Raw genomic sequence first — 20,644 nt, 5'->3', positions numbered from 1 at the left:
TAACGTGCATCACTCTGGCGACCCACCTGCTTTCGCACAGCGGAATCGGTTCTCCGTAGAATCGGGGGGTCGCGACGGGGAGGAGACACGGGGTGGCGGAGGCCGTTCGGTCGCTGGAGCGCGCGTTCGACCTGCTGGAGCATCTGGCGGACGCCGGGGGCGAGATGGCGCTGTCGGAGCTGACGGAGGTCTCCGGCCTGCCGATGCCGACGATCTACCGGCTGATGCGGACGCTGGTGAACCAGGGCTACGTGCGCCAGGAGCCGTCCAAGCGCTACGCCCTGGGGCCGCGGCTCATCCGGCTCGGCGAGGGCGCGAGCCGCCTGCTGGGGACGTGGGCGCGCCCGGTTCTGGCCGGGCTGGTGGACGCGGTCGGGGAGACCGCCAACATGGCCGTCCTGGAGGGCGACGAGGCCGTGTACGTCGCGCAGGTGCCGTCCAAGCACTCGATGCGGATGTTCACCGAGGTGGGACGGCGCGTCCAGCCGCACTGCACGGGCGTGGGGAAGGCGCTCCTGTCGCAGCTGCCCGACCAGCGGGTGAGGGAGATCCTCGCCCGGACGGGCATGGCCGAGCACACCCCCAACACCTTCACCGACCCGGACGCGCTCCTGGCGGAGCTGGAGCGGATCCGCCGGCAGGGCTACGCCCTGGACGACGAAGAGCAGGAGATCGGCGTGCGCTGTGTCGCGGTGCCGCTGCGCGGGGCGCCGACGCTGACGGCCATCTCGGTCTCGGGGCCGTCCGGGCGCATGACGCGGGAGACCGTCCCGGACGTCGTCCCCATCATGCGCGACGCCGCCGACCGGTTCGCGAAGGAACTCGGGCCGACGGCGTAGGAGGCGCGGTCAGTCGACGGGTTCGCCGACGATCACCGTGGGGCGCCCGCCGCGCTCCCACTTGACGAAGTCGCCGGCGGAGCGGACGAGCACGGTGGCCAGCCACAGGGCCAGTCCGGTGTCGTCCACGATGCCCGCGACGGGGATCACGTCGGGAACGGCGTCGATCGGGGAGATGATGTAGACGAGGCCCAGGGCGAGCAGCCCGACCGTCCCGAAGGACATGCCCCTGTACTTCCCGCTCAGCACGGACTTCAGCATCCTCGGGACGGCGCGGACGCGCTCCCAGAACCCTGGGGCGTCGGGCTCCAGCGTCTCGCGGTAGATCTGCCAGGCCTGCCCGGCGGCGGCCGCACTGCGCTTCCTGTCCACCAGCACTCCTCGTTCAGATGTTCGTGAGGGCGCGCCCCCGCGGCGCCCACGTATGACTAGGACGCGAGGGGTGCCGTATTTGTTCCCCTGAAACGATCGTGAGGCGCGTGTCACAGCCGGACCACTCCGGGCGGCGCCGGAATGATCGCCGGTGACGCCTCCCGGATGCGCCCCGGGAGGCGTCACCGGAAGTGAGTTCTTCGTCACTCCGATGGGCGACGTGCGGCGATTCACGGTGTGTTGCCCGGCGTCTACTGGAAGCATGGGGCGACGCTGGGAGGGGCGCCGCCTCCCGCCGGCACGATCGGCATGGCCGTCGAGCATGGGGAGCTGACGTAGCGAGATGAGCGGCGAGGATACGAACCGTCCTGTCCATGGCACCGCGTCGGGGGACGCCTACGTCGCGCTGCCGCCGACGGCGGTCGACGCGGTCATGTCCGGCCCGACCCGGATGGTCGTGGCGTGGCCCGGGTTCGACCCGCCCCGCACGGCGGCGGCGCTGGCGGCGGCGATCCCGATGACGGGCGTGCCGGTGTGGCGCGTCTACCTCGACCTGCCGGGACGCTCGCCCGGCGGGCTCGGGTCGGGCGCGATCCTGGAGAGCGAGAACATCGAGGCCTACTGCGCGGCCGTGCGGACCGCCGCCGAGCGGCTGCCGGCCGCGCTCGCCGCGATCCGCGGCGACCTCGGCCTCCCGGACGGACCGGTCGCGCTCGCGGGCTTCAGCGCGGGCGCCGCCGCGGCGCTGCTGGCCGTGGCGAGCGGCGGCGTCGCGGTCAGCGCCGCCGCGCTCGTGGCGCCCGTCGTCGCGCCGTCGCGGGCCGCGCGGGCGGTGGAGAAGCGGTCCGGGCGCGACCGCGCCTGGTCCGACCACGCCGCCGCGCTCGCCGATGAGCTCGACCTCGGCTCGCTCGCCCCCGCCATCGCCGGCCGGGACGTTCCGACACTGCTCATCAGCGGGGCGAAGGACCGCGTCGTCCCCCCGCGCGAGGTCACCGCGCTCCGCGACGAGCTGCGCCGGCACGGCGCCGCGGCGGTGGAGTCCGCCACGTTCCGGATGGGGCACGCGCTGGCCGCGGAGCCCGGCACCGAGCCCCGCCCGCCGATCACCGAGGCCGTCCGGGTGGACGGCGTCCTCACCGACTGGTTCCGCGACCACCTCGCCCGCGGTCCGGCCTCGCCGTCCGAGACCCTGGAGGACGTCCCGCAGGCGGACGTGCCGCAGGCGGAGGCACCGCAGGCGAACGCCGCGCTGGGCGACACGCAGCCCGTCGACCCGCGGCACGGGTCCTGGGCGCCCGGCGGGCAGGACGCCGCCGGTGCGCGGACCGGCGCCGGTGTGGGGCACGGGTCCTGACCGCCCGGCGGGCGCCGTGAGGCGCCCGCCGGGCGGGTGCGGGGTGTGCGGTGGTCAGCCGCGGGAGAGGACCTCGTACCGGACGGGGATGACACCCGCGCCCGTGCCGCCGACCTTCTTCATGGCGGCCCTGGACAGGTCCAGGCAGCGCCCGCCCGCGTACGGGCCGCGGTCGTTGATGCGGACGATGACGGACCGGCCGTTGTTCTTGTTCGTCACGCGGACCTTCGAGCCCATCGGCAGCGTCTTGTGCGCGGCCGTCAGATCGCTCGGGTCGAAGCGCTCGCCGCTCGCGGTCATCTGCCCCTCCCAGTAGTAGGAGGCTTCGCAGGACCCCGAGTCCACGACCTTGTACTTCTTCTTTTTCTTCTTCTTCTTGGGCTTGGCCGCCTGAGCGGCCTGGCTGTCGGTCGTCGGCGACTCCTTCTCGGGAGTCGCCGACGGGGACGGCTCCGGCGACCGGGTCCCGCCCCGGCTCGCCCGGGTCGGCTCTTCGTGCGGCCGGCCGGCCAGCGGATCGTCGGTGGCCCGCGGCGCGGACCGCGCCGCACTGGCGGAACCCGCCGCGCCGCCGGTGTCCGCCAGGGCGAACGCCCCCACGGCCAGGACGGCGACGGCGGCGCCGGAGACGATCAGGATGGTGCGTAGGCGTGCTCGAAGAAGACGCCTGACAGGGCTACCCACAGAGGAGTCCTTTGGTTGGGGACAGGACCCCGGACGCCCGGCGTTCGTGCCGCCGTTCTCGCGGCGTGGTCAGGCGACCTCGATCGTCCCCGAATCCCCCGCCGCCCCGCGGGCTTCATGGCCCGCCGCGCCGATCTCTCTCAGGCGCGTCCGCTCCGTCGCGGTCAAGCGTCCGGTGAGTGCGGCCGGAAAGGCATCTTCATTTTTGATCTCTCAAGTGCCGCACAAGTTCTTGACCGTACGGTGTGTCCCGCGTGAATCAAGCCGTAGGGCCCTGCTTTGTGGGCTTTGTCACCTCAGTCTTGACCAGGTGAAGCTGATCAACTTCGCACGGTGACCGCCTTTGAAGATCGACTTTACTCGCCATAGACCACGAGATCTCGGGCATATAACAATCGCTTGCATGCTAACGAAACGGGGCGTTCCGGTGGAATGTCGCTTCCGCCGGAACGCCCCGTGAGGAGGTCCGTGATGCCGTGTTGTCGTGGTGTCCCGGTGCCGTGGTACGGCGGGTCAGCCGAGGCCTACCGGGTCCGCCAGGTCGAGGACGGAGGCGCCGGGCATGGACAGTGGGCCGTCCGCCACCCGGGAGACCGAGCGCTCCTTCGCCGTCAGCACGTCGACCACCTTGCCGGCGCCGCCCTTGGACCCGACGAGCCCGCCGGCCTTGCCCACGGCCTTGCCCGCCTTGTTCACGGCGGAGCCCGACGGGTGCCCGGCGTGCCGTCCGGTCTCGCGGAGGAGCTTGGACCCGGCCGGCAGCCCGCCGAGGCCGAGCATGGACGGGACGTCCGGCAGCCCGGACGTCAGCCCCGGAACGGGCATGCTCAGCGGCGTCTCGGCGCTGCGCCCGTGCGGGAGGGGGGCGGCGACCGGCGCCGCGCGGAGGATGCCGTCGACCGCGCCGGTGCCCGTCTCGGCGGCCCGGCCCGCGCGGTTGACGACGGGGGCGGGGAGCGTCCCGGTGACGGGGGCGGCTCCGGTCGCGGTGTCGTAGAGGAGCGTCGTGGCCGGGCCCTTGGCGGCGTTCGCCGGGGCGGCCGCCACGGCGAACGCGGCGACGACGGGAGCGAGGGCGCAGGCGCTCAGCAGTTTGATGGTGGACCGGTTCATTTCTTCCCCCCGAGGGATGTGGGATTGACCCTGCACGTGTAGTGCGCGCCCGCGCGATATGCGAATCCGGCGCGCCGTCGAGCGGGGACGCTAGTACACGCCGATGTCCCACGCGGCGATTTCGGAGGTGAATTGACCGGCCGGAACAAAGATCTACGCGAAGGGGAAGGAAAGTCCGGAGCCGCCGAATGGCATTAAGCTACGAAAAGGCATAAACCGGGGGCGCCCCGTGGGACGCCCCCGCCGAAGGCCCGGTTCCCGGGCCGCCCGATGCTCCCGGCTACTCGGCGGAGCCGAGGCTGATGGCCTGGTCGACCTCGTCCTTGCGGGCCGCGACCTCGGCCGCGTAGCGCTCCTCGTCGACCTTCTCCGCGATCTCCTCGTCCTGCCTCATCAGCACCTCGAGGTCCGCCTTGGCGTTGTCGAGGACGCCCATGTCCTGGTACGCGGCCTGCACCTTGTCGCCCCACAGGCCGACGTCCCGGACGCAGGGCACGATCCGGCTGAACAGCAGCGACTGGTAGAGGGTGTACATGTCGGAGTTGTCGACATATTCCATGCACCGGTCCACCGGCATGTCGAGCTGCTCGAAGATCTCGCGGCCCTTGAAACGGTCGCGCATCAGATAGCAGCCCTCGACGACGAACTCCTCGCGCTCGGCCCGCTCCTTGTCGGTCAGCTCGGCGTAGTAGTCCTTGAGCGCGAGCCGCCCGAACGCCACGTGCCGCGCCTCGTCCTGCATGACATAGGCGAGCAGCTGCTTCACCAGCGGGTTCGTCGACATGTCGCGGTAGAGCCCGAACGCGGCGAGCGCGAGGCCCTCGATGAGCACCTGCATGCCGAGGTAGGGCAGGTCCCAGCGGCTGTCCTCCAGCGACTCGGCGAGCAGCTTCGCCAGGTCCTGGTTGATCGGGTAGTACATGCCGATCTTCTCGTGCACGAACCTCGTGTACAGCTCGACGTGCCGCGCCTCGTCCATGGTCTGCGTGGCGGCGTAGAACTTCGAGTCCAGGTCGGGGACGGACTGCACGATGCGGGCCGACACGTTCAGCGCGCCCTGCTCGCCGTGCAGGAACTGGCTGAACAGCCATGAACCCTGGTGCCGGCCGAACTCGTCCCGCTCCTTCTGCGACATCTTCTCCCAGATGTCGGAGCCGAACAGCGGGTTGAAGTTCTCCGGCAGCCCGGCGACGTTCACCGGATCGACCTCAAGGTCCCAGTCGATGCGCTTCTGCGCGTCCCACTGCTTGTCCTTGCCCTTCTGGTACAGGTTCAGCAGCCGGTCGCGCCCCTCGTCGTACTCCCAGGTGAAGCGGGTGTCGCCCGCCATCGGTACGTTCCACGTCTCGGTCGGCACCGGCGTGGTGTAGAGGTCGTAGGAACTCACGGGGGATCCTCCTCCGGGCAGGACGCCGCGCGATCGCGACGCGGGTGTGCTCCGCCCACGGCTTTACATACCTTCGTAACATGTAAAGCGCGCGGAGGCCAGGGCGTCGCGGGAACGCGCATCGCCCGGAGGCGGGCGCCGGCGCGACCGGGAGGGCGTCAGGGCGACCGGGAGGGCGTCAGCGCGACTGGAGGGCGTCCAGGCCGACCGCCTGCGCGATGACCAGGCGGCGGTCGAGCCGCGGGTCGTTGATCTCGACGACGTAGCGGTCGCGGAACCCGAACTTCTTGTCGACGGAGAAGACCACCTGGTCACCGGCGTAGAAGTCGAAGTGGTACGGCCAGGCGAACGGAAGGCTCTCCACGTACGGGATGATCTGCCAGACGCGCCGCAGCACCGCGACGACCTTGTTGCGCTCGCTGCCGGTCGTCACGCCGAGGCCCGGCTGCTCCAGGTGCCAGGTCGAGGCGAGCAGCGACTTCTTGAAGTCCTTGCGGAAGACGCCGATCGCCTGCCCGTGCGCGTCGGTGACGTCGTACGCCGACGCGAGGTCGATGCGCTTGCGCGCCTTGAACCCGAGGATCGGGCGCGTCTTGGTGTCGTCGGAGTACAGGGTGACCTGTTCCTTGAACGCCAGCCGCTTCTGCTGCGCGAAGGCGAGCAGCTCGCCCTCCTGGCCGCCGCTGCCCTCGGCGTGCACCTCGTACTGGTTCACCATCAGGCGCACCCGCTGCCGGATCAGCAGCTTGCGCTGCGCCTGCAGTCTCTCTTCGTCCAGCGAACTCACCCGTTCTATTGCGTTTTGCCGAGGGAGTCTGCCACAGCGACCCAGCTTCATGCGGCGTTTGCGCGGGCGCGCCGGGCCGGGCCGCGGCGCCCGGGGCACGCCCGCCGCCGCGGGGGTCGCTCAGGACTCCTGGATGTGCGCGGCCAGGTACCCGTGGATCAGCCGTTCCGCCTCGGCGACGATCTCGGGATCGCCGTCCGGGCTGCGGCGGAACGCCATCTTCAGCACGGCGTCGCCGGCCTCGACCGCGATGGCGAGCGCGGTGGCGAGACCGGGGGTGTCCTGGACGCCGAAGGTGTCCACCACCAGCCTGCGGAGCCGGTCGGCGACCACCGCGTTGTTGTCGGCCTCGGAGTCGAGCAGGTTGACGTCCGCGACGTCGCCGAAGCGCAGCACCCGGAAGCCGGGCACGGTCCGGTGCATCTCCACGAAGATCTCGATGATCGCGCCGACCGTGTCGGACCAGTCGCCGAACTCGCCGGCGGCCAGCCGCGCGGCGACCCGGTCGCCGAACTCCTCCAGGTTGCGCAGGGCGAGCGCCTGCGCGACGGCGCGCTTGTCGGGGAAGAACTGGTAGACCGACCCGATCGCCACCTCGGCCCGCTGCGCGATGCGCGTCGTGGTGAGGCCGTCGTAGCCGTCCTCGTCCAGGATGGCCGCGCAGGCGTCGAGCATCCGCTGGACGCGTTCGGCGCTGCGGCGCTGGGCGGGACGGCGGCGGAGCGGGGTGCGGATCTCGGTCACGTTGCCATTGTCCCCCGAACGCACCGGTGCCCGGCATGCTCGGCCCGCCCTTCACCACCCGCGGGTCACGGGAGTCTTCCGCGCGCACCACCCCCGCACTAATATCCGAAGGCTATTCGCATTTCGCCGAGGCATGCAGGGGAGGGAAACGCGATGGGGCTTCCGGAACGCTTCCGCTGGGGCGTCGCCACCGCCGCCTACCAGATCGAGGGCGCGGCCGGCGAGGACGGGCGGGGACCGTCCACCTGGGACGTCTTCTCCCACACCCCCGGACGCGTCAGGGACGGCCACACCGGCGACGTCGCCTGCGACCACTACCACCGCTGGCCCGAGGACATCGCGCTGATGGCGGGGCTCGGCGTCGACGCGTACCGGTTCTCGATCGCGTGGCCCCGCGTGCAGCCCGCCGGGAGGGGACCGGTCAACCCGAAGGGCCTCGACTTCTACGACCGCCTGGTGGACGGGCTGCTCGCCGCGGGCATCTCCCCCGTCGCCACCCTCTACCACTGGGACCTCCCGCAGCCGCTCGAAGACGCCGGCGGCTGGATGGAACGCGACACCGCCTACCGGTTCGCCGAATTCTCCTACCTGGCGGCGACGCGGCTCGCGGACCGCGTGGACATGTGGATAACCCTGAACGAGCCCGTGGTCGTCACGGCCTACGGGTACGCGTTCGGCGTCTACGCTCCGGGCCGGACGCTCATGCTGGACGCGCTCCCCACCGCGCACCACCAGCTCCTCGGCCACGGCCTCGCCATCCAGACCCTGCGCAGCCGCGGCGCACGCAAGATCGGGCTGACGAACCACTACTCCCCGGCCTGGGCGGCGACCCCCGAAGACCGGCCCGCCGCGGACGCCTTCGACGGGTTCATGAACCGGCTGTTCACCGACCCCGTCCTGCTGGGCCGCTACCCGGACCCGATGGCGGACGCGCCGTTCGTCCGTCCCGAGGACATGGCGCTCATCTCCGCGCCCATCGACTTCCTGGGCGTGAACTACTACCACCCGACACGGGTGAGGACGCCCGCGGAGGGGCCGCTGCCCTTCGACCTGGCCGACATCACCGAGTACCCGGTGACCGGGATGGGCTGGCCGATCGTCCCGGACGCGTTCCTGGAACTGCTCCGCACGCTCGACTCGCGCTACGACCTGCCGCCGCTCTACATCACCGAGAACGGCTGCTCGTTCCCCGACGAGCCCGGCCCGGACGGCGCCGTGGACGACACGTCCCGCATCGAGTTCCTGGATGCCCACATCACCGCCATGCGCACCGCCATCGATGAGGGCGTCGACATCCGCGGCTACTTCGCCTGGTCGCTCCTGGACAACTTCGAATGGGCGGAGGGCTACCACCCGCGCTTCGGGCTCGTCCACGTCGACTACGAGACGCAGAAGCGCACGCCGAAGAAGTCCTACGGCTGGTACCGCGACCTCATCGCCTCGTCCCGGAACCCGGGGTGACCACCGCGCGACCGTCCGGGACGCGGCGTGGATAGTCTGCCCTTTCCGGATCGTCGTGGAGGTGGTGAATGCCGGAGACCCGTCCGCTGCGCGCGACCGATCCCCGCGAACTCGGCGGATACCGGCTGACGGCCCGGATCGGGGAGGGCGCGCAGGGGGTCGTCTTCCTCGGTGAGTCGGACGCGGGGGAGCGGGTCGCGGTGAAGATCCTGCACGCCGACGTCGGACGGGACGAGCGGGCCCGCACCCTCTTCGAGCGCGAGCTGGCCGCCGCCCGGCGCGTCGCCCCGTTCTGCACGGCCCGCGTCCTCGCGGCCGAGGCGGACGGCGACATCCCCTACATCGTCAGCGAGTACATCGACGGGCCGTCGCTGCGCGACCGGATCGCGGCCGGCGGCCCGGCGCCCCCGGACGAACTGGTGCGGCTCGCCGTCGGCACCGCCACCGCGCTGGCCGCGATCCACGAGGCGGGCGTCGTGCACCGCGACCTCAAGCCCGCCAACGTGCTGCTCGGGCCGGACGGCCCGAAGGTCATCGACTTCGGCATCGCCCGGCCGCTGGAGGCCACGTCCGCCACCCTGACCGGCGCCGTCGGCACGCCCGCCTACATGGCGCCGGAGCAGGTGGCGGGGTCCACCGGCGGGGCGCCCCTGGACATGTTCGCCTGGGGCTGCACGATGGCGTTCGCCGCCAACGGCGTCCCGCCCTTCGGCGGCGCCTCGGTGCCGGTCATCATGCAGCAGGTCCTGTACGGGGAACCGGACCTCGGCGCGCTGACCGGGGACCTGCGCGCGCTCGTCGCGGCCTGCCTGGCCAAGGACCCGGCGGGACGCCCGACCGCGGTCCAGGTGCTGCAGCGGCTGCTCGGCCTCGGCGCGGACGCGAACCTGCTCGCGGAGGGCACGTCGGCCGCCGCGCGCCCGGCACCGGACGCCACGGTGCCCGGCGCGCCCTCGGCCACGGCGCCCGGCGCGCCGTCCGCCGCCGCGCCGTCCGCACCCTCGCCGCCGGTCCCCGCGCCGGGGTTCCCGCCCGGACCGCCCCCGCCGCCACCGGGCTTCCCGCAGCCGGGCGGCCCGCCGCCGGGCCGGGGCGGCGCCGCCCGCCCGCTGCTGATCGCCGGGGCGGCCGCCGCCACCGTCGTGGTCCTGGCCGGCGCGCTCGTCACCGCCGTCCTGCTCTCGGACGGCGACGAGGAGAGGGCGGAGGGCGGGACCGGCACCCGGACGCCGGTGGCGGGATCGGGGTCGTCCGGCCCGTGCCGGTACCTCCCGGCGACCACCGAGAAGATCAAGCAGTCCGGGACCCCGCCCGCCACCCCGCCCGCGCAGAGCCCGTCCCGCGCCGACATCCGCACCGACCTCGGCACGATCGCGGTGGAGCTGGACCCCGGGAAGGCGCCGTGCACGGTCAACTCCCTCGCCTACCTCGCGGGCCGGAAGTTCTTCGACGGCTCCCGATGCCACCGGCTCACGACGGACTCGTCCCTCAAGATCCTCCAGTGCGGCGATCCGAGCGGGTCGGGAACGGGCGGCCCGTCCTACCGGTTCGGCGACGAGAGCCTGTCCTCCGCGAGGTACACGCGGGGGACCGTGGCCATGGCCAACGCGGGGCCGGGCACCAACGGCAGCCAGTTCTTCATCCTCTACGCGGACGCCGAGAGGCTGCCGGCCAGCTACACGGTCTTCGGGCGGGTCACCTCCGGCATGGACGTCATCGACAAGGTGGCCAAGGAGGGCGTGGAGAACGGCACCACGGACGGCGAACCGAAGCAGCGGCTCACCATCACCGAACTCCGCACGACCTAGCCCGGCCGGGAGAAGGAATGCTGGTCGATCACTTCCCGCTCGTCGGACTACGGCTGAGGACGCCCCGGCTGGAGCTGCGGCTCCCGTCTCCTGAAGAACTCGGGGCCCTGGCCGGCGTCGCGGCCGAGGGGGTCCATCCGCCCGAGACGATGCCGTTCGCGGTGCCGTGGACGGATCGCCCGCCCGCCGAGGTGGCGCGCGGCGTCGTCCAGCACCACTGGCAGATGCTCGCGGAGTGGACGCCGGAGTCGTGGGAGCTCGACCTCACCGTCTTCCACGCGGGCGAGGTCGCCGGGCAGCAGACGCTCCGGGGACGTGACCTGGCCGTCCTCCGCCAGGTCGAGACGGGTTCGTGGCTCGGTCGCCGCCACCAGGGGCAGGGGATCGGCACGGAGATGAGGGCCGCCGTCCTGCACCTGGCGTTCTCCGGGCTGGGCGCCGACGAGGCGCTGTCGTCCGCGTTCGACACCAGCCACGCGTCGCAGGCCGTGTCGCGCAAGCTCGGTTACCAGGCCAACGGGATCGACCGCCGCGTCGTCCGCGGCGAACCGAGGATCGATCACCGGATGCGGCTCACCCGGGAGGACTGGGAACGACACCGCACCGTCCCCGTCACCGTGGAGGGGCTCGCCCCGTGCCTCCCGATGTTCGGGCTCCCGGAATCAGGCGCCGAGGACGCCTAGAGGGTCGGCCAGCAGCGCGGCGAAGCCCAGCTCGGCGGCGCCGACCAGGGTGGACTCGTAGCCGAGCGCGGCGGTGCGGAGCTCGACGTGCTCCCGGGAGACGGGCAGGCCGCTCGCCGCCACGCGGGCGCGGACCTGGGACGCCGCGCCCCGGTAGATCTCCTGCAGCATGCCGCCGAAGACGACGACGCCCGGGTTGAACAGGTTGATCAGGTTGGTGACGCCGATGCCGAGCCAGTCGCCGACCCGCTCCAGGGCCCGCCGGGCGGCCTCGTCCCCGGCCTCCGCCGCGTCCACCACGGCCCGCACCCCCTCCCGGCCGACCGGGCCGCCGGCGCGCCCGGCCGCCTCCAGCAGCGCCGCCTCGCCCACCTCCGCCTCCAGGCAGCCGCGCGAGCCGCAGTTGCAGGGGCGCCCGCCGTACGGATTGACGATCATGTGGCCGAGCTCGGCGGCGTAGCCGTCGTCGCCGTGCAGCGGCTTGCCGCCGACGATGATGCCGCCGCCGACGCCGATGTCCCCATGCAGGTAGACGAGGTTCCTGCCGCCCGCGCCCGCGCCGCGTTCGAGCTCGGCGAAGGCGCCCAGATGCGCCTCGTTGCCGACCTTCACGGGCAGGTCCAGGCCCAGCCGCTCGCCGAGGGCCGGGCCGAAGTCGAGATCCGTCCACCCCCGGGTGGGCACCAGCCGGACCTTCCCGTCGGCCGCCCTGATCAGGCCGCAGAACGACGCGCCGACCCCCGCGCACGCCGCGTCCGGCGGGGCGGCGGCCACGAGCGCGCGCCCGAACCCGGCGAGGACGGCGACCACGTCCTCCAGGTCGTCCCGACCGCGGCGCCGGAACGCCTCCCTGCGCTCCAGGACCGTCCCGCCGAGCCCGACCCTGGCGGCGACCAGCCGGTCCATCGCGACGTCGAAGGCGAGGACGTACGCCCGGCCGGGCTCGGGGCGGACGACGAGCGACGGCCGCCCGGACCGCCCCGTCGCCGCGGACGGCTCCTCCCGCACCAGGCCCGCGTCCGCGAGCTTCGCGATCAGCGTCAGGATCGTGCTCCGGTTCACGCCCATCCGGGCGGCGAGCTCGGTGCGCGACACCGCCCCGTCCCGATGCACCTCGCGCAGGAGGATGCCCATGGTGCGCCGCCGCGTCGCGGGGGAGACCCGCCCGGTGCCGCCGGTGCCCGGCAGGAGCGAGGACGACATGGCTCCTCCTCACGATGCGCTGCCACCAAATTACCGAAGCCCTCGTGGTGCGTCAGTCCTCCCCGGCGTAGCGGGCGGCCAGTTCCGTGCCGATGCGCGCCAGCTCGTCGCGGACGGAGGGCGGTTCCAGGACGTCGATGCGCCCGCCCCAGCCCGCGAGGTCGCGGGCGATGTCCAGCGGGGTCGGCGCGCCCACCCGGACCCGCACGCGTCCCTGCCCGGCGGTGCCCTCGGTGCGGCAGTGCCGTCCGAACCGCTCGCGCAGCACGAACACGAACCGCTCCTCGATGAGCACGGTCGCCCAGGTGCGGGAGCGGCGCCGTTCGATCTCCTCGACGGTCTCCTCCCAGGCGGCGGCGAGCGTGAAGCCGTCCGGGCGTGCGGCGCGCGCGTCCGTCGGCTCGGCCCGCTCGATGCGGTCGACGCGGAAGGTGCGGCGCCCGTGCGCGGTCCCGGCGAGGAGGTACCAGACGTCGTCCTTGTCGATCAGGCCCCACGGGTCGACCAGCCGCTCCGTCCGCTCGCGGGTGCGGCCGGCGTAGGTCAGGCGGACCTTGCGGCGGCGGACCACGGCGTCCTGGAGCACGCCGACCAGGGCGGGGCGGGGCCGGTCGTGCCCGCCCCACCGGGTGGGGTCGACCATCGTCGCGGCGGTCGCGGCCTCGGCGTCCGCCCGGAACGTGCTGGGCAGGGCCCGGACGAGCTTGCGCAGCGCCGCCTTCGCCTCGGCCGACACGCCCGCCGCGGGACCGGCGAGCAGGTACAGCGCCTGCGCCTCCACCGCCGTGAGCCCGCTGAGATCGGTGCGGGCGCCGCCGACGAGCGACCAGCCCCCGCCGCGTCCGGGCCGCGGGTAGACGGGGACGCCCGCGGCCGACAACGCCTCCAGATCGCGGCGGGCGGTGGCGACGGACACCTCCAGCTCGGCGGCCAGCTCGGCCGCCGTCACCCGGCCCCGGCTCTGCATCAGCAGCAGGGCGGCCACGAGGCGGTCGGCGCGCATGGTCCACATTCTCCCTCAAAGTGCTCAGAAGGCGAGCACTTTGAGGGAGAGCATGGAGGTATCGACACCGAGGGGGACCAGCGATGATGCACTTCCAGGACGCGGGGGCATGGGAGGCGTGGCTCGCCGCGCACCACGCGTCGGCGGACGGCGTCTGGCTCAAGATCGCGAAGAAGGGCGCGCCCGTCACGTCCCTGAGAATCGGTGAGGCGCTGGAGGTCGCGCTGTGCCACGGGTGGATCGACAGCCACCGCAGGGCCCTCGACGAGCACTTCTACCTCCAGCGGTACTCGCGCCGCCGCGCCGGCAGCCCGTGGTCGCGGATCAACGTGGAGCGGGCGGAGGCGCTGGTCGCCGCCGGGCGGATGCGCCCGGCCGGCATGGCGGAGATCGAGGCCGCCCGCGCCGACGGCCGCTGGGACGCCGCCTACGCCGCGCAGCGCGACGTCACCGTGCCGCCCGACCTGGCCGCCGCGCTCGACGCCGACCCCCGGGCCGCGGCCGGCTTCGCGGCGCTCGGCAAGACCGGCCGCTACCTGGCGATCCTCCCGCTGCTCAAGGCCCGGACCCCGGCCGGACGCACGGCGAGGCTGGCCAGGACGCTCGCCCGCCTGGCCGCTCACTCCCCGTCGTAGACGAGCAGGCCGTCCTCCCGCAGCCGCGCCCCCGGCGTGGGCGGATGCTCGGTGAGGCGGCCGTCGTGGGCGAGATGCAGCACCGCCCGGCCGCGGGCCAGCACCGCGAAGTCGGCGATGAGGCGGCGGTGGCAGCGCCACCACACCGACTCGCTGCACATCACCGCCGTGCGGCGGCCTTCGGCTTCCTGGAGGAGGTCGTCCATGGCGGCCAGGAACTCGCGGCTGCGGGTGTGCCCGGCGTAGCCGCGGAAGGAGTCGTTGCGCCAGAAGGTGTCGGGCGCGTCCGGCTCAGGCCGCCGGAAGCCGCCGAGCCGCCTCTCCCACCGGTAGCCGACTCCTTCGGCGGGCAGCCACGCCCGAAGGGCGTCGCGGTGGACGTCCGGGTTGCGCCGGCTGCCGGGCGCGGTGCGCACGTCCACCACCGACCGGACCTCCGCGTCGCGCAGGAGCCGGGCGAGGTCCTCGCGCCCGGCCCTGCCGTGGCCGAACGTCAGCAGCGCCTCCACCCGGCCACGCTTCCCGCTCGGCGCCGGGGTTATGCGGCGGCGAGGCGGTAGGTGGTGCCGCTGCTGCCCTGCACCCAGGCGTCCGGGAGCGCGGCGGCCAGGGCGTGCTGGGCCCGCCAGCCGGTGCAGTGGCCCGGGACGACGAGGCCCGGCGCCAGCTCGGTCAGCGCGGCGACCGTGGGCGGGATGACCGGCTCGAAGGCCGGACCGCCCAGGTGGAGCCCGCCGACGAGCGCGTGCAGCCGGTCGACGCCCGTCAGCCGCCGCGCGTGCCGGACGATGTTGACCGCTCCCGCGTGCCCGCACCCCGTCAGCACGACGAGTCCCCGGCCGCGGACGTGCACGACGAGGGCCTGGTCGTCGATCACCAGCGGGTCGTGCTCCCAGCCGGAGCCGGTCCAGGCCTGGTGCGGGGGCGGCATGCCGTGCTCGAACTCGGTCGTGCGGTCCACCTCGCCGGTGATCAGGACGCCGCCGTCCAGGAGGAGGGACGGCTCGCGGCGCTCGATGACCTCGAAGCCCTCGCCGTCCAAGGCCTTCCTGCTGAGCGTCGGCAGCTCCTCCACGGGCTCGCCGGGGACGGCGAGCCGGCGCTTCGTCCACACCCGCGGGTGCAGCACCATCGGCAGCGACCGGACGCCGCGCCGTCCCGCCAGGCCGGCCAGCCCCCCGGCGTGGTCGAAGTGGCCGTGGCTGAGCACGACGGCCTGGACGTCGCCGAGGTCGACGCCGAGCCGGGCGGCGTTGGTGACCATCGCGTCCGGCGACAGGCCGGTGTCGAACAGCAGCCTGGTGGAGCGGCCGGCCCGGCGCACCGTGACCAGCGCGGAGAACCCGTGCTCGGCGATCATCCCGGTGGGGGTGCGGCCCTCCTCGAACTGCGGCGCCGTCACCATCCCGGCGCCGAACCCGGCCCGGCGGGTCCGCTCGTCGCTGCCGAGCAGCGCGTCGTAGACGTTGTCCACCAGGGTGAGGATCTCGACCTCGTCCACCGGCTCCAGCGCGACGGGATCGACCGCCGCCCCGCGCACCGGACGCGGCATCGACGCCCGCGCCTCCCCCGCTCCACCCGTTGTCTCGCACATGGTGGCAGCCTAACCCGGCCGCCGTAGACTGGATGATCATGATTTGCGCCGGTGAGGAGACCGGCCGTGGGTGACGCGATGACGGGTCCGCGGGACGCCGAGCCGGTTCCCGGCGTGGACACCGGCACGCCGAGCGCGGCCCGGACGGTTCGCCCGGCATGACGGCCACTTCGACCCGGGTCAGCGAATCGCCAACGTCCTCCTCGTGGCCGGCCTGCTCGTCCTGATCGGGACCGGTGCGGGGATGGCGACGCTGCACGGCGGTCCCGTGTTCGCCGTGCTGGTCCGCGTCCACAAATGGGCGACGTACGCCTGCACGGTGCTCATCGCGGGCCACGTCCTCGTCGCCTCCGGCGTCCTCCCCGGGTACCGCGGCGTGTGGCGGTCGATGCACCTCGGGGGCCGGCTGGACGCGCGGGTGGCCGGGCGGCTCTGGCCGGGCTGGCTCGAACGCACGCGGGGCGGCCGGCGGGACCGGCCGTGAGCTGCCCGTCGCGGACGGACGCCGGGGCCTACGTCCTCGGCGTCCTGCCGCCCGGCGACCGGTCGCGCATGCGCGCCCACCTGGAGGGCTGCGCGCCGTGCCGGGCCGAGATCGCGGATCTCGCCCCGGTCGCCGGCCTCCTCCGGAGCCTGGTCCTCCAGGGGAGCCGGCCGGCCGGACGCGCCGCCGGCGGGGCGGTCAGGGGCGGAGGGCCTTGTGCTCGTCGTCCTCGGCCCGGGCCGGCGGGGAGGCCAGGTCGCGGCGGAAGCGGGTGTTGAGGGCGATGCGCACGCGGCCGAGGCGGGTGCGGGCCTCCGGCGGGCTCACGCCCTCCGTCTCGGGACGGCCGAGGGCCACCGCGGCGGGCGGGCGGGGGTCGGTCACGGGGGCCAGGCCCTCCTCGCTCGCGGGCCGCTCGACCTCGATGTACTCGCCGCTCGGGAGACGCCGGATGATGCCGGTCTCCAGGCCGTGGTGGGCGAGCGCGGCGTCGCGGTGCTGGAGGCCGAGGCAGATCCGGTACGCGACGATGTAGGCGAGCACGGGGCCGAGGATGATGGCGCAGCGGAAGAACCAGGTCGTCCAGAACAGCGGGATGTCGAAGCGGTCGGCGATCACGTCGTTGCCGCCGGCCGCCCAGAGGACCCCGTAGAAGACGACGCCGGCGCTGCCGATGCCCGTCCGGGCGGGGACGTCGCGGGGACGGTCGAGCAGGTGGTGGACGCGGTGGTCGCCCGTGACCCACCGCTCGGCGAACGGGTACACGGCGAGGCCGGTGAACAGCACGCCCGGCACGACGAGCGCGGGGACGAGGACGCTCAGCGGCAGCGTGTGGCCCCAGGCGCTGATCTCCCAGGCGGGCATCATCCGCAGCGCGCCCTCCAGCCAGCCCATGTACCAGTCGGGCTGCGAGCCGGAGCTGATCGCGCCCGGGTCGTACGGGCCGAACAGCCAGATCGGGTTGATCTGGAAGAACGTCGCCAGCAGCGCGGTCGCCGCGAACACCCACAGGAAGAACGCGGTCGTCTTGGCGATGAAGACGGGGAAGAACGGGTAGCCGCGGACGGTCGTGTTCGAGCTGCCCTTCCCCGGGAACTGGGTGTGCGTCTGCCGCCACGTGAGGACGATCGCGTGCAGCGGGATCAGCGCCGCGAGGATGCCCGGGATCAGCAGGATGTGGATGACGTAGAGCCGCGGGATGATCTCCGTCCCCGGGAACTCGCCGCCGAACAGGAACATCACCGCGTACGAGCCGACGAGCGGGATCGAGGCGATGACGCCTTCGAGGATGCGGATGCCGGTGCCCGACAGCAGGTCGTCCGGCAGCGAGTAGCCGAACAGGCCGTTCACCATGACGAGCATGAACAGCACGATCCCGATGAGCCAGTTCAGCTCGCGGGGCTTGCGGAACGCGCCGGTGAAGAAGTTGCGCAGCAGGTGGATGGCGATCGCGGCCATGAACACGTTCGTCGCCCAGTGGTGGATCTGCCGCATGAGCAGCCCGCCGCGGACGTCGAAGCTGATGTGCAGCGTCGACGCGTACGCCTCGCTCATCCGGACGCCCTTGAGCGGCCCGTACGAGCCGTTGTAGACGACCTCGTTCTGGCTCGGGACGAAGAACAGCGTCAGGTAGACGCCCGTCAGCAGGACGATGACGAACGCGTACATGGCGATCTCGCCGAGCAGGAAGCTCCAGTGGTCGGGGAACGCCTTGCGCAGCGACTTGCGCGCGAACGCGGCGGCGCCGAACCGCTCGTCGACGGCCCGGCCCGCGGCGGCCAGGGATTCGGGAGGTACGCGGTCGGCGGGGTTGGCAGGCACGTGACCACCTCACGGAGTACTCGTCCGTCCCTTCACTGTCGCACCGGACGGGCGGTCAGGCCAGTGCGTCCGGGGAATGTGGAGGACCGTTCAACCACCCGGCCGGAGCCGGTCGTATATCGACCTAGACTTTGCGCCCGAGCACGCAACGGGTCATGATTTGCCCCACATAGGTCGCATAAGTAAGTAATTACCCCGTGTGTCCGGCGCGCAACGCAGGGGGACTGAGCTGGGAGGTTCTGTGGCGGACGACGGTTCGACCACCAGCGGGCGCCCGTGGGCGGATCTGCCGAGAGAACTGGCGGATCACATGCGACCCCACCTCGACGAGGTGGCGGACGACATGATCCAGGAAATCCAGACGCGCGTCAGGGAGTACGACCGGCCGGGCGACGGCTCCTACTCGGGGACCCTCCGCCTGGCCGTCGAGCGCGTGCTCCACTACTTCGTCGACCGGGTGGCCGATCCCGGCCATGATCCGGCCCCGGTGACCGACTTCTTCCGCGCCATCGGCCGCGGCGAGGCGGGCGAGGGGCGCAGCCTCGACGCCATGCAGACCGCGATGCGGGTCGGCGGCGTGGTGGCCTGGCGCCGGATGACCGAGGGCGCCGAGGCCCTGAAGGTCTCGCCGCGCACGCTCGGCGCCGTCGGCGAGGTCCTCATGCAGTTCCAGGACGAGCTGGCGCACGCCGCCGCCGAGGGCTTCTCCCAGGCCAAGGCGGCCGTCGCGGGCGAGATGCAGCGCCGCCGCAAGCGCCTGCTCGACCTGCTGTTCGCCGACCCGCCCGCCGCCCAGGAGGCCATCGCCGACCTCGCCGCCGCCGCGCACTGGCCCGTCCCGCGGACGATCGCCGCGGTCGCGCTCGGCCGGCACCACCAGGACACCCGGCAGCCCGCGTTCCCGCCCGACGTGCTCGCCGACCTGACCCGCCGCACGCCCAGCCTGATCATTCCCGACCCGGACGGCCCCGGCCGCGCCAAGCTCGTCGACCGGGCCCTGGCCGGGACGCTCGCGGTCGTCGGCCCGACCGTCCCGCTGATGGAGGCGGCGCGCTCGATCCAGTGGGCGCGCAAGACGCTGTGCCTCGTCCAGCGCGGCGTGATCGAGGCGGAGAGCGGCGTGATCCGGAGCGTGGAGCACATGTCCACGCTGATCCTGTTCCAGGACGAGGGGCTCATCACCTCGCTCGCCGACCTGCGGCTCGCGCCGCTCGCGCACCTGCGGGCCAGCCAGCAGGACCGGCTCGCCGAGACGCTGCTGGCCTGGCTCCAGTCGGGCCGCAACGCCAACGAGGTCGCGATGCGGCTGCACGTCCACCCGCAGACCGTCCGGTACCGGCTGCGCCAGCTGGAGGAGCTGTTCGGCGACCAGTTGCTCGACCCGGACCTGCGCTTCGACCTGGAGATCGTGTTGCGCGCCCGCGCGCTGCTGGCCGACAACGCGGGCGAGCGGATCATCCCGCCCGCCCGGGAGGCCGTCGGCGACTCCGGCGAGGTGGTCAGCCTCCGGCGGAGCTGACCGGCCCCCGCCCGGACCGGGTCCGCCGGGACGACCGCAGCCGCTCGGCGGTGGCGACGCGTTCGGCCAGCCGGGTCTGCGCGTCGCACAGCAGCCACAGCTCGCCCTCGTCCGCGGCGACGATCTCCTCAAGGCAGCCGTTGAGCAGCTGGTAGTCCGACAGCGGCGTGACGCGGGTGGCCCGCAGGCCCCTGCTCGAGCGTTCGCTGTGCCAGCCGGGCATGCACATGGACACCGACATCACGCGGGACTCCCTCGGTCGGCCTATGGTAGGTCTACCATAGGACGACCAACCACCGCCCACAACGCGTTCGGCAGAACCCCAAGAGGGCCCCGGCGCGGCGGGGATCTGTACGGTGTGAGGTCAACGCAGTGACCCCGGAGCAGGATCTGATATGCCGCGACCCCCCACGAAGGCACAGGCGATCGGCAACGCGCTCGCCGCCCGCATCGTCGAGGGCGAGCTGGACCCGGGGGCCTGGCTGCCGTCCGAGCGGGAGCTGGCGCGCGCCTACGGGGCCGACCGCTCGACCGTCCGGCGGGCGCTGCGGATGCTGGCCGACCAGGGCCTGGTCGAGCTGCGGCACGGCGCGGGCGCGCAGGTGCGGACGGCGCCGAAGGTGCGGCGCTCGGCGGCCGACATCACCCGGCAGGTCGGCGAGTGGCGCGGGTTCCACGTGTCGGCGCGGAAGGGCGGGCACCGGCCGTTCACCCGCACGACCGTCCGGGAGGTCGAGGCCGGCGAGCGGCTCGCGCCCCGGCTGGACGTCCCGCCCGGCACCCGCGTGCTGGAACGCGACCGCCTCCAGGGCGTCGAGGGCGGGCCGCCCGTCCAGACGGCGACGACCTGGGTGATCCTGGACGTCGTCGAGCGGATCCCGGTGCTACGGGAGGTCAACACCGGGCCGGGCGGCATCTACTCCCGACTTGAGGAGGCGGGGCACCGCATCAACTTCGAGGAGTCGGTGACGTGCCGGCTCCCCCGCGCGGACGAGCAGGAGCGGCTGGAGATCGGTCCCGACCAGCCCGTCCTGACGCTGTGGCGCCGCGCCTACGACCAGGATGGCCGTGTCGTCGAGGTCACCCACCGGGTGGTGGTCGGCGACCGGCACGAACTCGTGTACCGCTACGGGTCGGGAGCGTGAGCACC

21 protein-coding genes and 1 pseudogene are annotated in these 20,644 nt (G+C 73.2%); 10 read left to right on the top strand and 12 right to left on the bottom strand.

What is annotated here, in order from left to right; all coding sequences use genetic code 11:
- The first annotated feature begins 92 nt into the window (after positions 1 to 92).
- Entirely contained in the window at positions 93 to 839 is a 747-nt protein-coding gene (locus BM339_RS15895; protein ID WP_021596846.1) for an IclR family transcriptional regulator, read from the top strand.
- A gap of 9 nt (positions 840 to 848) precedes the next feature.
- Here BM339_RS15895 and BM339_RS15890 read toward each other — a convergent pair whose 3' ends face one another.
- On the bottom strand, positions 849 to 1,211 hold the full coding sequence (locus BM339_RS15890; protein ID WP_024936723.1) for a YkvA family protein: 363 nt from the start codon (positions 1,209 to 1,211) through the stop codon (positions 849 to 851).
- A gap of 343 nt (positions 1,212 to 1,554) precedes the next feature.
- On the opposite strand from BM339_RS15890, the gene BM339_RS15885 reads away from it, so the two are divergent.
- Positions 1,555 to 2,568, top strand: a complete 1,014-nt coding sequence (locus BM339_RS15885; protein WP_177287700.1) for an alpha/beta fold hydrolase — start codon at positions 1,555 to 1,557, stop codon at positions 2,566 to 2,568.
- 54 nt (positions 2,569 to 2,622) lie between these two features.
- Here the strand turns inward: BM339_RS15885 and BM339_RS15880 are convergent, their stop codons facing one another.
- From BM339_RS15880 to BM339_RS15860, 5 genes are all read right to left on the bottom strand, one after another.
- Positions 2,623 to 3,252 (bottom strand): septal ring lytic transglycosylase RlpA family protein, encoded by a 630-nt coding sequence (locus BM339_RS15880; protein WP_083597648.1) that lies wholly within the window; start codon positions 3,250 to 3,252, stop codon positions 2,623 to 2,625.
- A gap of 513 nt (positions 3,253 to 3,765) precedes the next feature.
- The gene (locus tag BM339_RS48670) at positions 3,766 to 4,365 is read right to left on the bottom strand and encodes a hypothetical protein (RefSeq protein ID WP_075021293.1); all 600 of its coding nucleotides are present in this window, start codon (positions 4,363 to 4,365) and stop codon (positions 3,766 to 3,768) included.
- Positions 4,366 to 4,645: 280 nt separating this feature from the next.
- Positions 4,646 to 5,752, bottom strand: a complete 1,107-nt coding sequence (locus BM339_RS15870; protein ID WP_075021292.1) for a ferritin-like domain-containing protein — start codon at positions 5,750 to 5,752, stop codon at positions 4,646 to 4,648.
- A gap of 178 nt (positions 5,753 to 5,930) precedes the next feature.
- A complete protein-coding gene (locus tag BM339_RS15865) occupies positions 5,931 to 6,539 on the bottom strand; it encodes an LURP-one-related family protein (RefSeq protein ID WP_021598905.1) in 609 nt (202 codons plus the stop codon).
- Between the two features lie 120 nt (positions 6,540 to 6,659).
- Positions 6,660 to 7,283 (bottom strand): TetR/AcrR family transcriptional regulator, encoded by a 624-nt coding sequence (locus BM339_RS15860; RefSeq protein ID WP_021598906.1) that lies wholly within the window; start codon positions 7,281 to 7,283, stop codon positions 6,660 to 6,662.
- Positions 7,284 to 7,436: 153 nt separating this feature from the next.
- Between BM339_RS15860 and BM339_RS15855 the strand changes: the two genes are divergently transcribed.
- The 3 genes from BM339_RS15855 (at position 7,437) to BM339_RS15845 (ending at position 11,235) form a co-directional block, all read left to right on the top strand.
- A complete protein-coding gene (locus BM339_RS15855; protein WP_075021291.1) occupies positions 7,437 to 8,744 on the top strand; it encodes a GH1 family beta-glucosidase in 1,308 nt (435 codons plus the stop codon).
- A 68-nt stretch (positions 8,745 to 8,812) separates the two neighbouring features.
- The gene (locus tag BM339_RS49865; RefSeq protein ID WP_075021290.1) at positions 8,813 to 10,552 is read left to right on the top strand and encodes a protein kinase domain-containing protein; all 1,740 of its coding nucleotides are present in this window, start codon (positions 8,813 to 8,815) and stop codon (positions 10,550 to 10,552) included.
- Positions 10,553 to 10,569: 17 nt separating this feature from the next.
- Positions 10,570 to 11,235 carry a GNAT family N-acetyltransferase gene (locus BM339_RS15845; protein WP_075021289.1) on the top strand — a complete coding sequence of 222 codons (666 nt, stop codon included), beginning with the start codon at positions 10,570 to 10,572 and terminating at the stop codon, positions 11,233 to 11,235.
- Here BM339_RS15845 and BM339_RS15840 read toward each other — a convergent pair.
- Together BM339_RS15840 and BM339_RS15835 are read right to left on the bottom strand one after the other, a co-directional pair.
- A complete protein-coding gene (locus BM339_RS15840; RefSeq protein ID WP_075021288.1) occupies positions 11,215 to 12,438 on the bottom strand; it encodes an ROK family transcriptional regulator in 1,224 nt (407 codons plus the stop codon). The genes BM339_RS15845 and BM339_RS15840 overlap by 21 nt on opposite strands.
- Before the next feature lie 52 nt (positions 12,439 to 12,490).
- The gene (locus tag BM339_RS15835; RefSeq protein ID WP_075021368.1) at positions 12,491 to 13,441 is read right to left on the bottom strand and encodes a helix-turn-helix transcriptional regulator; all 951 of its coding nucleotides are present in this window, start codon (positions 13,439 to 13,441) and stop codon (positions 12,491 to 12,493) included.
- Positions 13,442 to 13,524: 83 nt separating this feature from the next.
- On the opposite strand from BM339_RS15835, the gene BM339_RS15830 reads away from it, so the two are divergent.
- Entirely contained in the window at positions 13,525 to 14,076 is a 552-nt protein-coding gene (locus BM339_RS15830) for a YdeI/OmpD-associated family protein (RefSeq protein ID WP_075021287.1), read from the top strand.
- Here the strand turns inward: BM339_RS15830 and BM339_RS15825 are convergent.
- Entirely contained in the window at positions 14,061 to 14,585 is a 525-nt protein-coding gene (locus BM339_RS15825) for a DUF488 domain-containing protein (protein WP_021598646.1), read from the bottom strand. The two genes, BM339_RS15830 and BM339_RS15825, sit on opposite strands and share 16 nt — an antisense overlap.
- Positions 14,586 to 14,614: 29 nt before the next feature.
- Entirely contained in the window at positions 14,615 to 15,670 is a 1,056-nt protein-coding gene (locus tag BM339_RS15820) for an MBL fold metallo-hydrolase (RefSeq protein ID WP_075021286.1), read from the bottom strand.
- Between the two features lie 172 nt (positions 15,671 to 15,842).
- Here BM339_RS15820 and BM339_RS51390 point away from each other — a divergent pair.
- Positions 15,843 to 16,154: pseudogene (locus BM339_RS51390) on the top strand (hypothetical protein); the annotation flags it as partial.
- Complete coding sequence (locus tag BM339_RS50665) at positions 16,049 to 16,432, top strand: anti-sigma factor family protein (RefSeq protein ID WP_256255361.1); 384 nt, start codon at positions 16,049 to 16,051, stop codon at positions 16,430 to 16,432. The pseudogene BM339_RS51390 and the gene BM339_RS50665, both read left to right, overlap by 106 nt.
- Here the strand turns inward: BM339_RS50665 and qcrB are convergent.
- Entirely contained in the window at positions 16,353 to 17,975 is a 1,623-nt protein-coding gene (qcrB, locus tag BM339_RS15805; protein WP_021598643.1) for a cytochrome bc1 complex cytochrome b subunit, read from the bottom strand. The genes BM339_RS50665 and qcrB overlap by 80 nt on opposite strands.
- A gap of 199 nt (positions 17,976 to 18,174) precedes the next feature.
- On the opposite strand from qcrB, the gene BM339_RS15800 reads away from it, so the two are divergent.
- Entirely contained in the window at positions 18,175 to 19,494 is a 1,320-nt protein-coding gene (locus BM339_RS15800) for a PucR-like N-terminal domain-containing protein (RefSeq protein WP_476920300.1), read from the top strand.
- Here the strand turns inward: BM339_RS15800 and BM339_RS15795 are convergent.
- The gene (locus tag BM339_RS15795; RefSeq protein ID WP_033332659.1) at positions 19,475 to 19,735 is read right to left on the bottom strand and encodes a hypothetical protein; all 261 of its coding nucleotides are present in this window, start codon (positions 19,733 to 19,735) and stop codon (positions 19,475 to 19,477) included. The two genes, BM339_RS15800 and BM339_RS15795, sit on opposite strands and share 20 nt — an antisense overlap.
- A gap of 154 nt (positions 19,736 to 19,889) precedes the next feature.
- Between BM339_RS15795 and BM339_RS15790 the strand changes: the two genes are divergently transcribed.
- Positions 19,890 to 20,639 carry a GntR family transcriptional regulator gene (locus tag BM339_RS15790; protein WP_075021284.1) on the top strand — a complete coding sequence of 250 codons (750 nt, stop codon included), beginning with the start codon at positions 19,890 to 19,892 and terminating at the stop codon, positions 20,637 to 20,639.
- Positions 20,640 to 20,644: the final 5 nt, after the last annotated feature.

Source organism: Actinomadura madurae (genome assembly GCF_900115095.1).
GTDB lineage: Bacteria > Actinomycetota > Actinomycetes > Streptosporangiales > Streptosporangiaceae > Spirillospora > Spirillospora madurae.
Note: the sequence above shows the minus strand (reverse complement) of the source record. Positions and strands in the feature narration are given on the sequence as shown.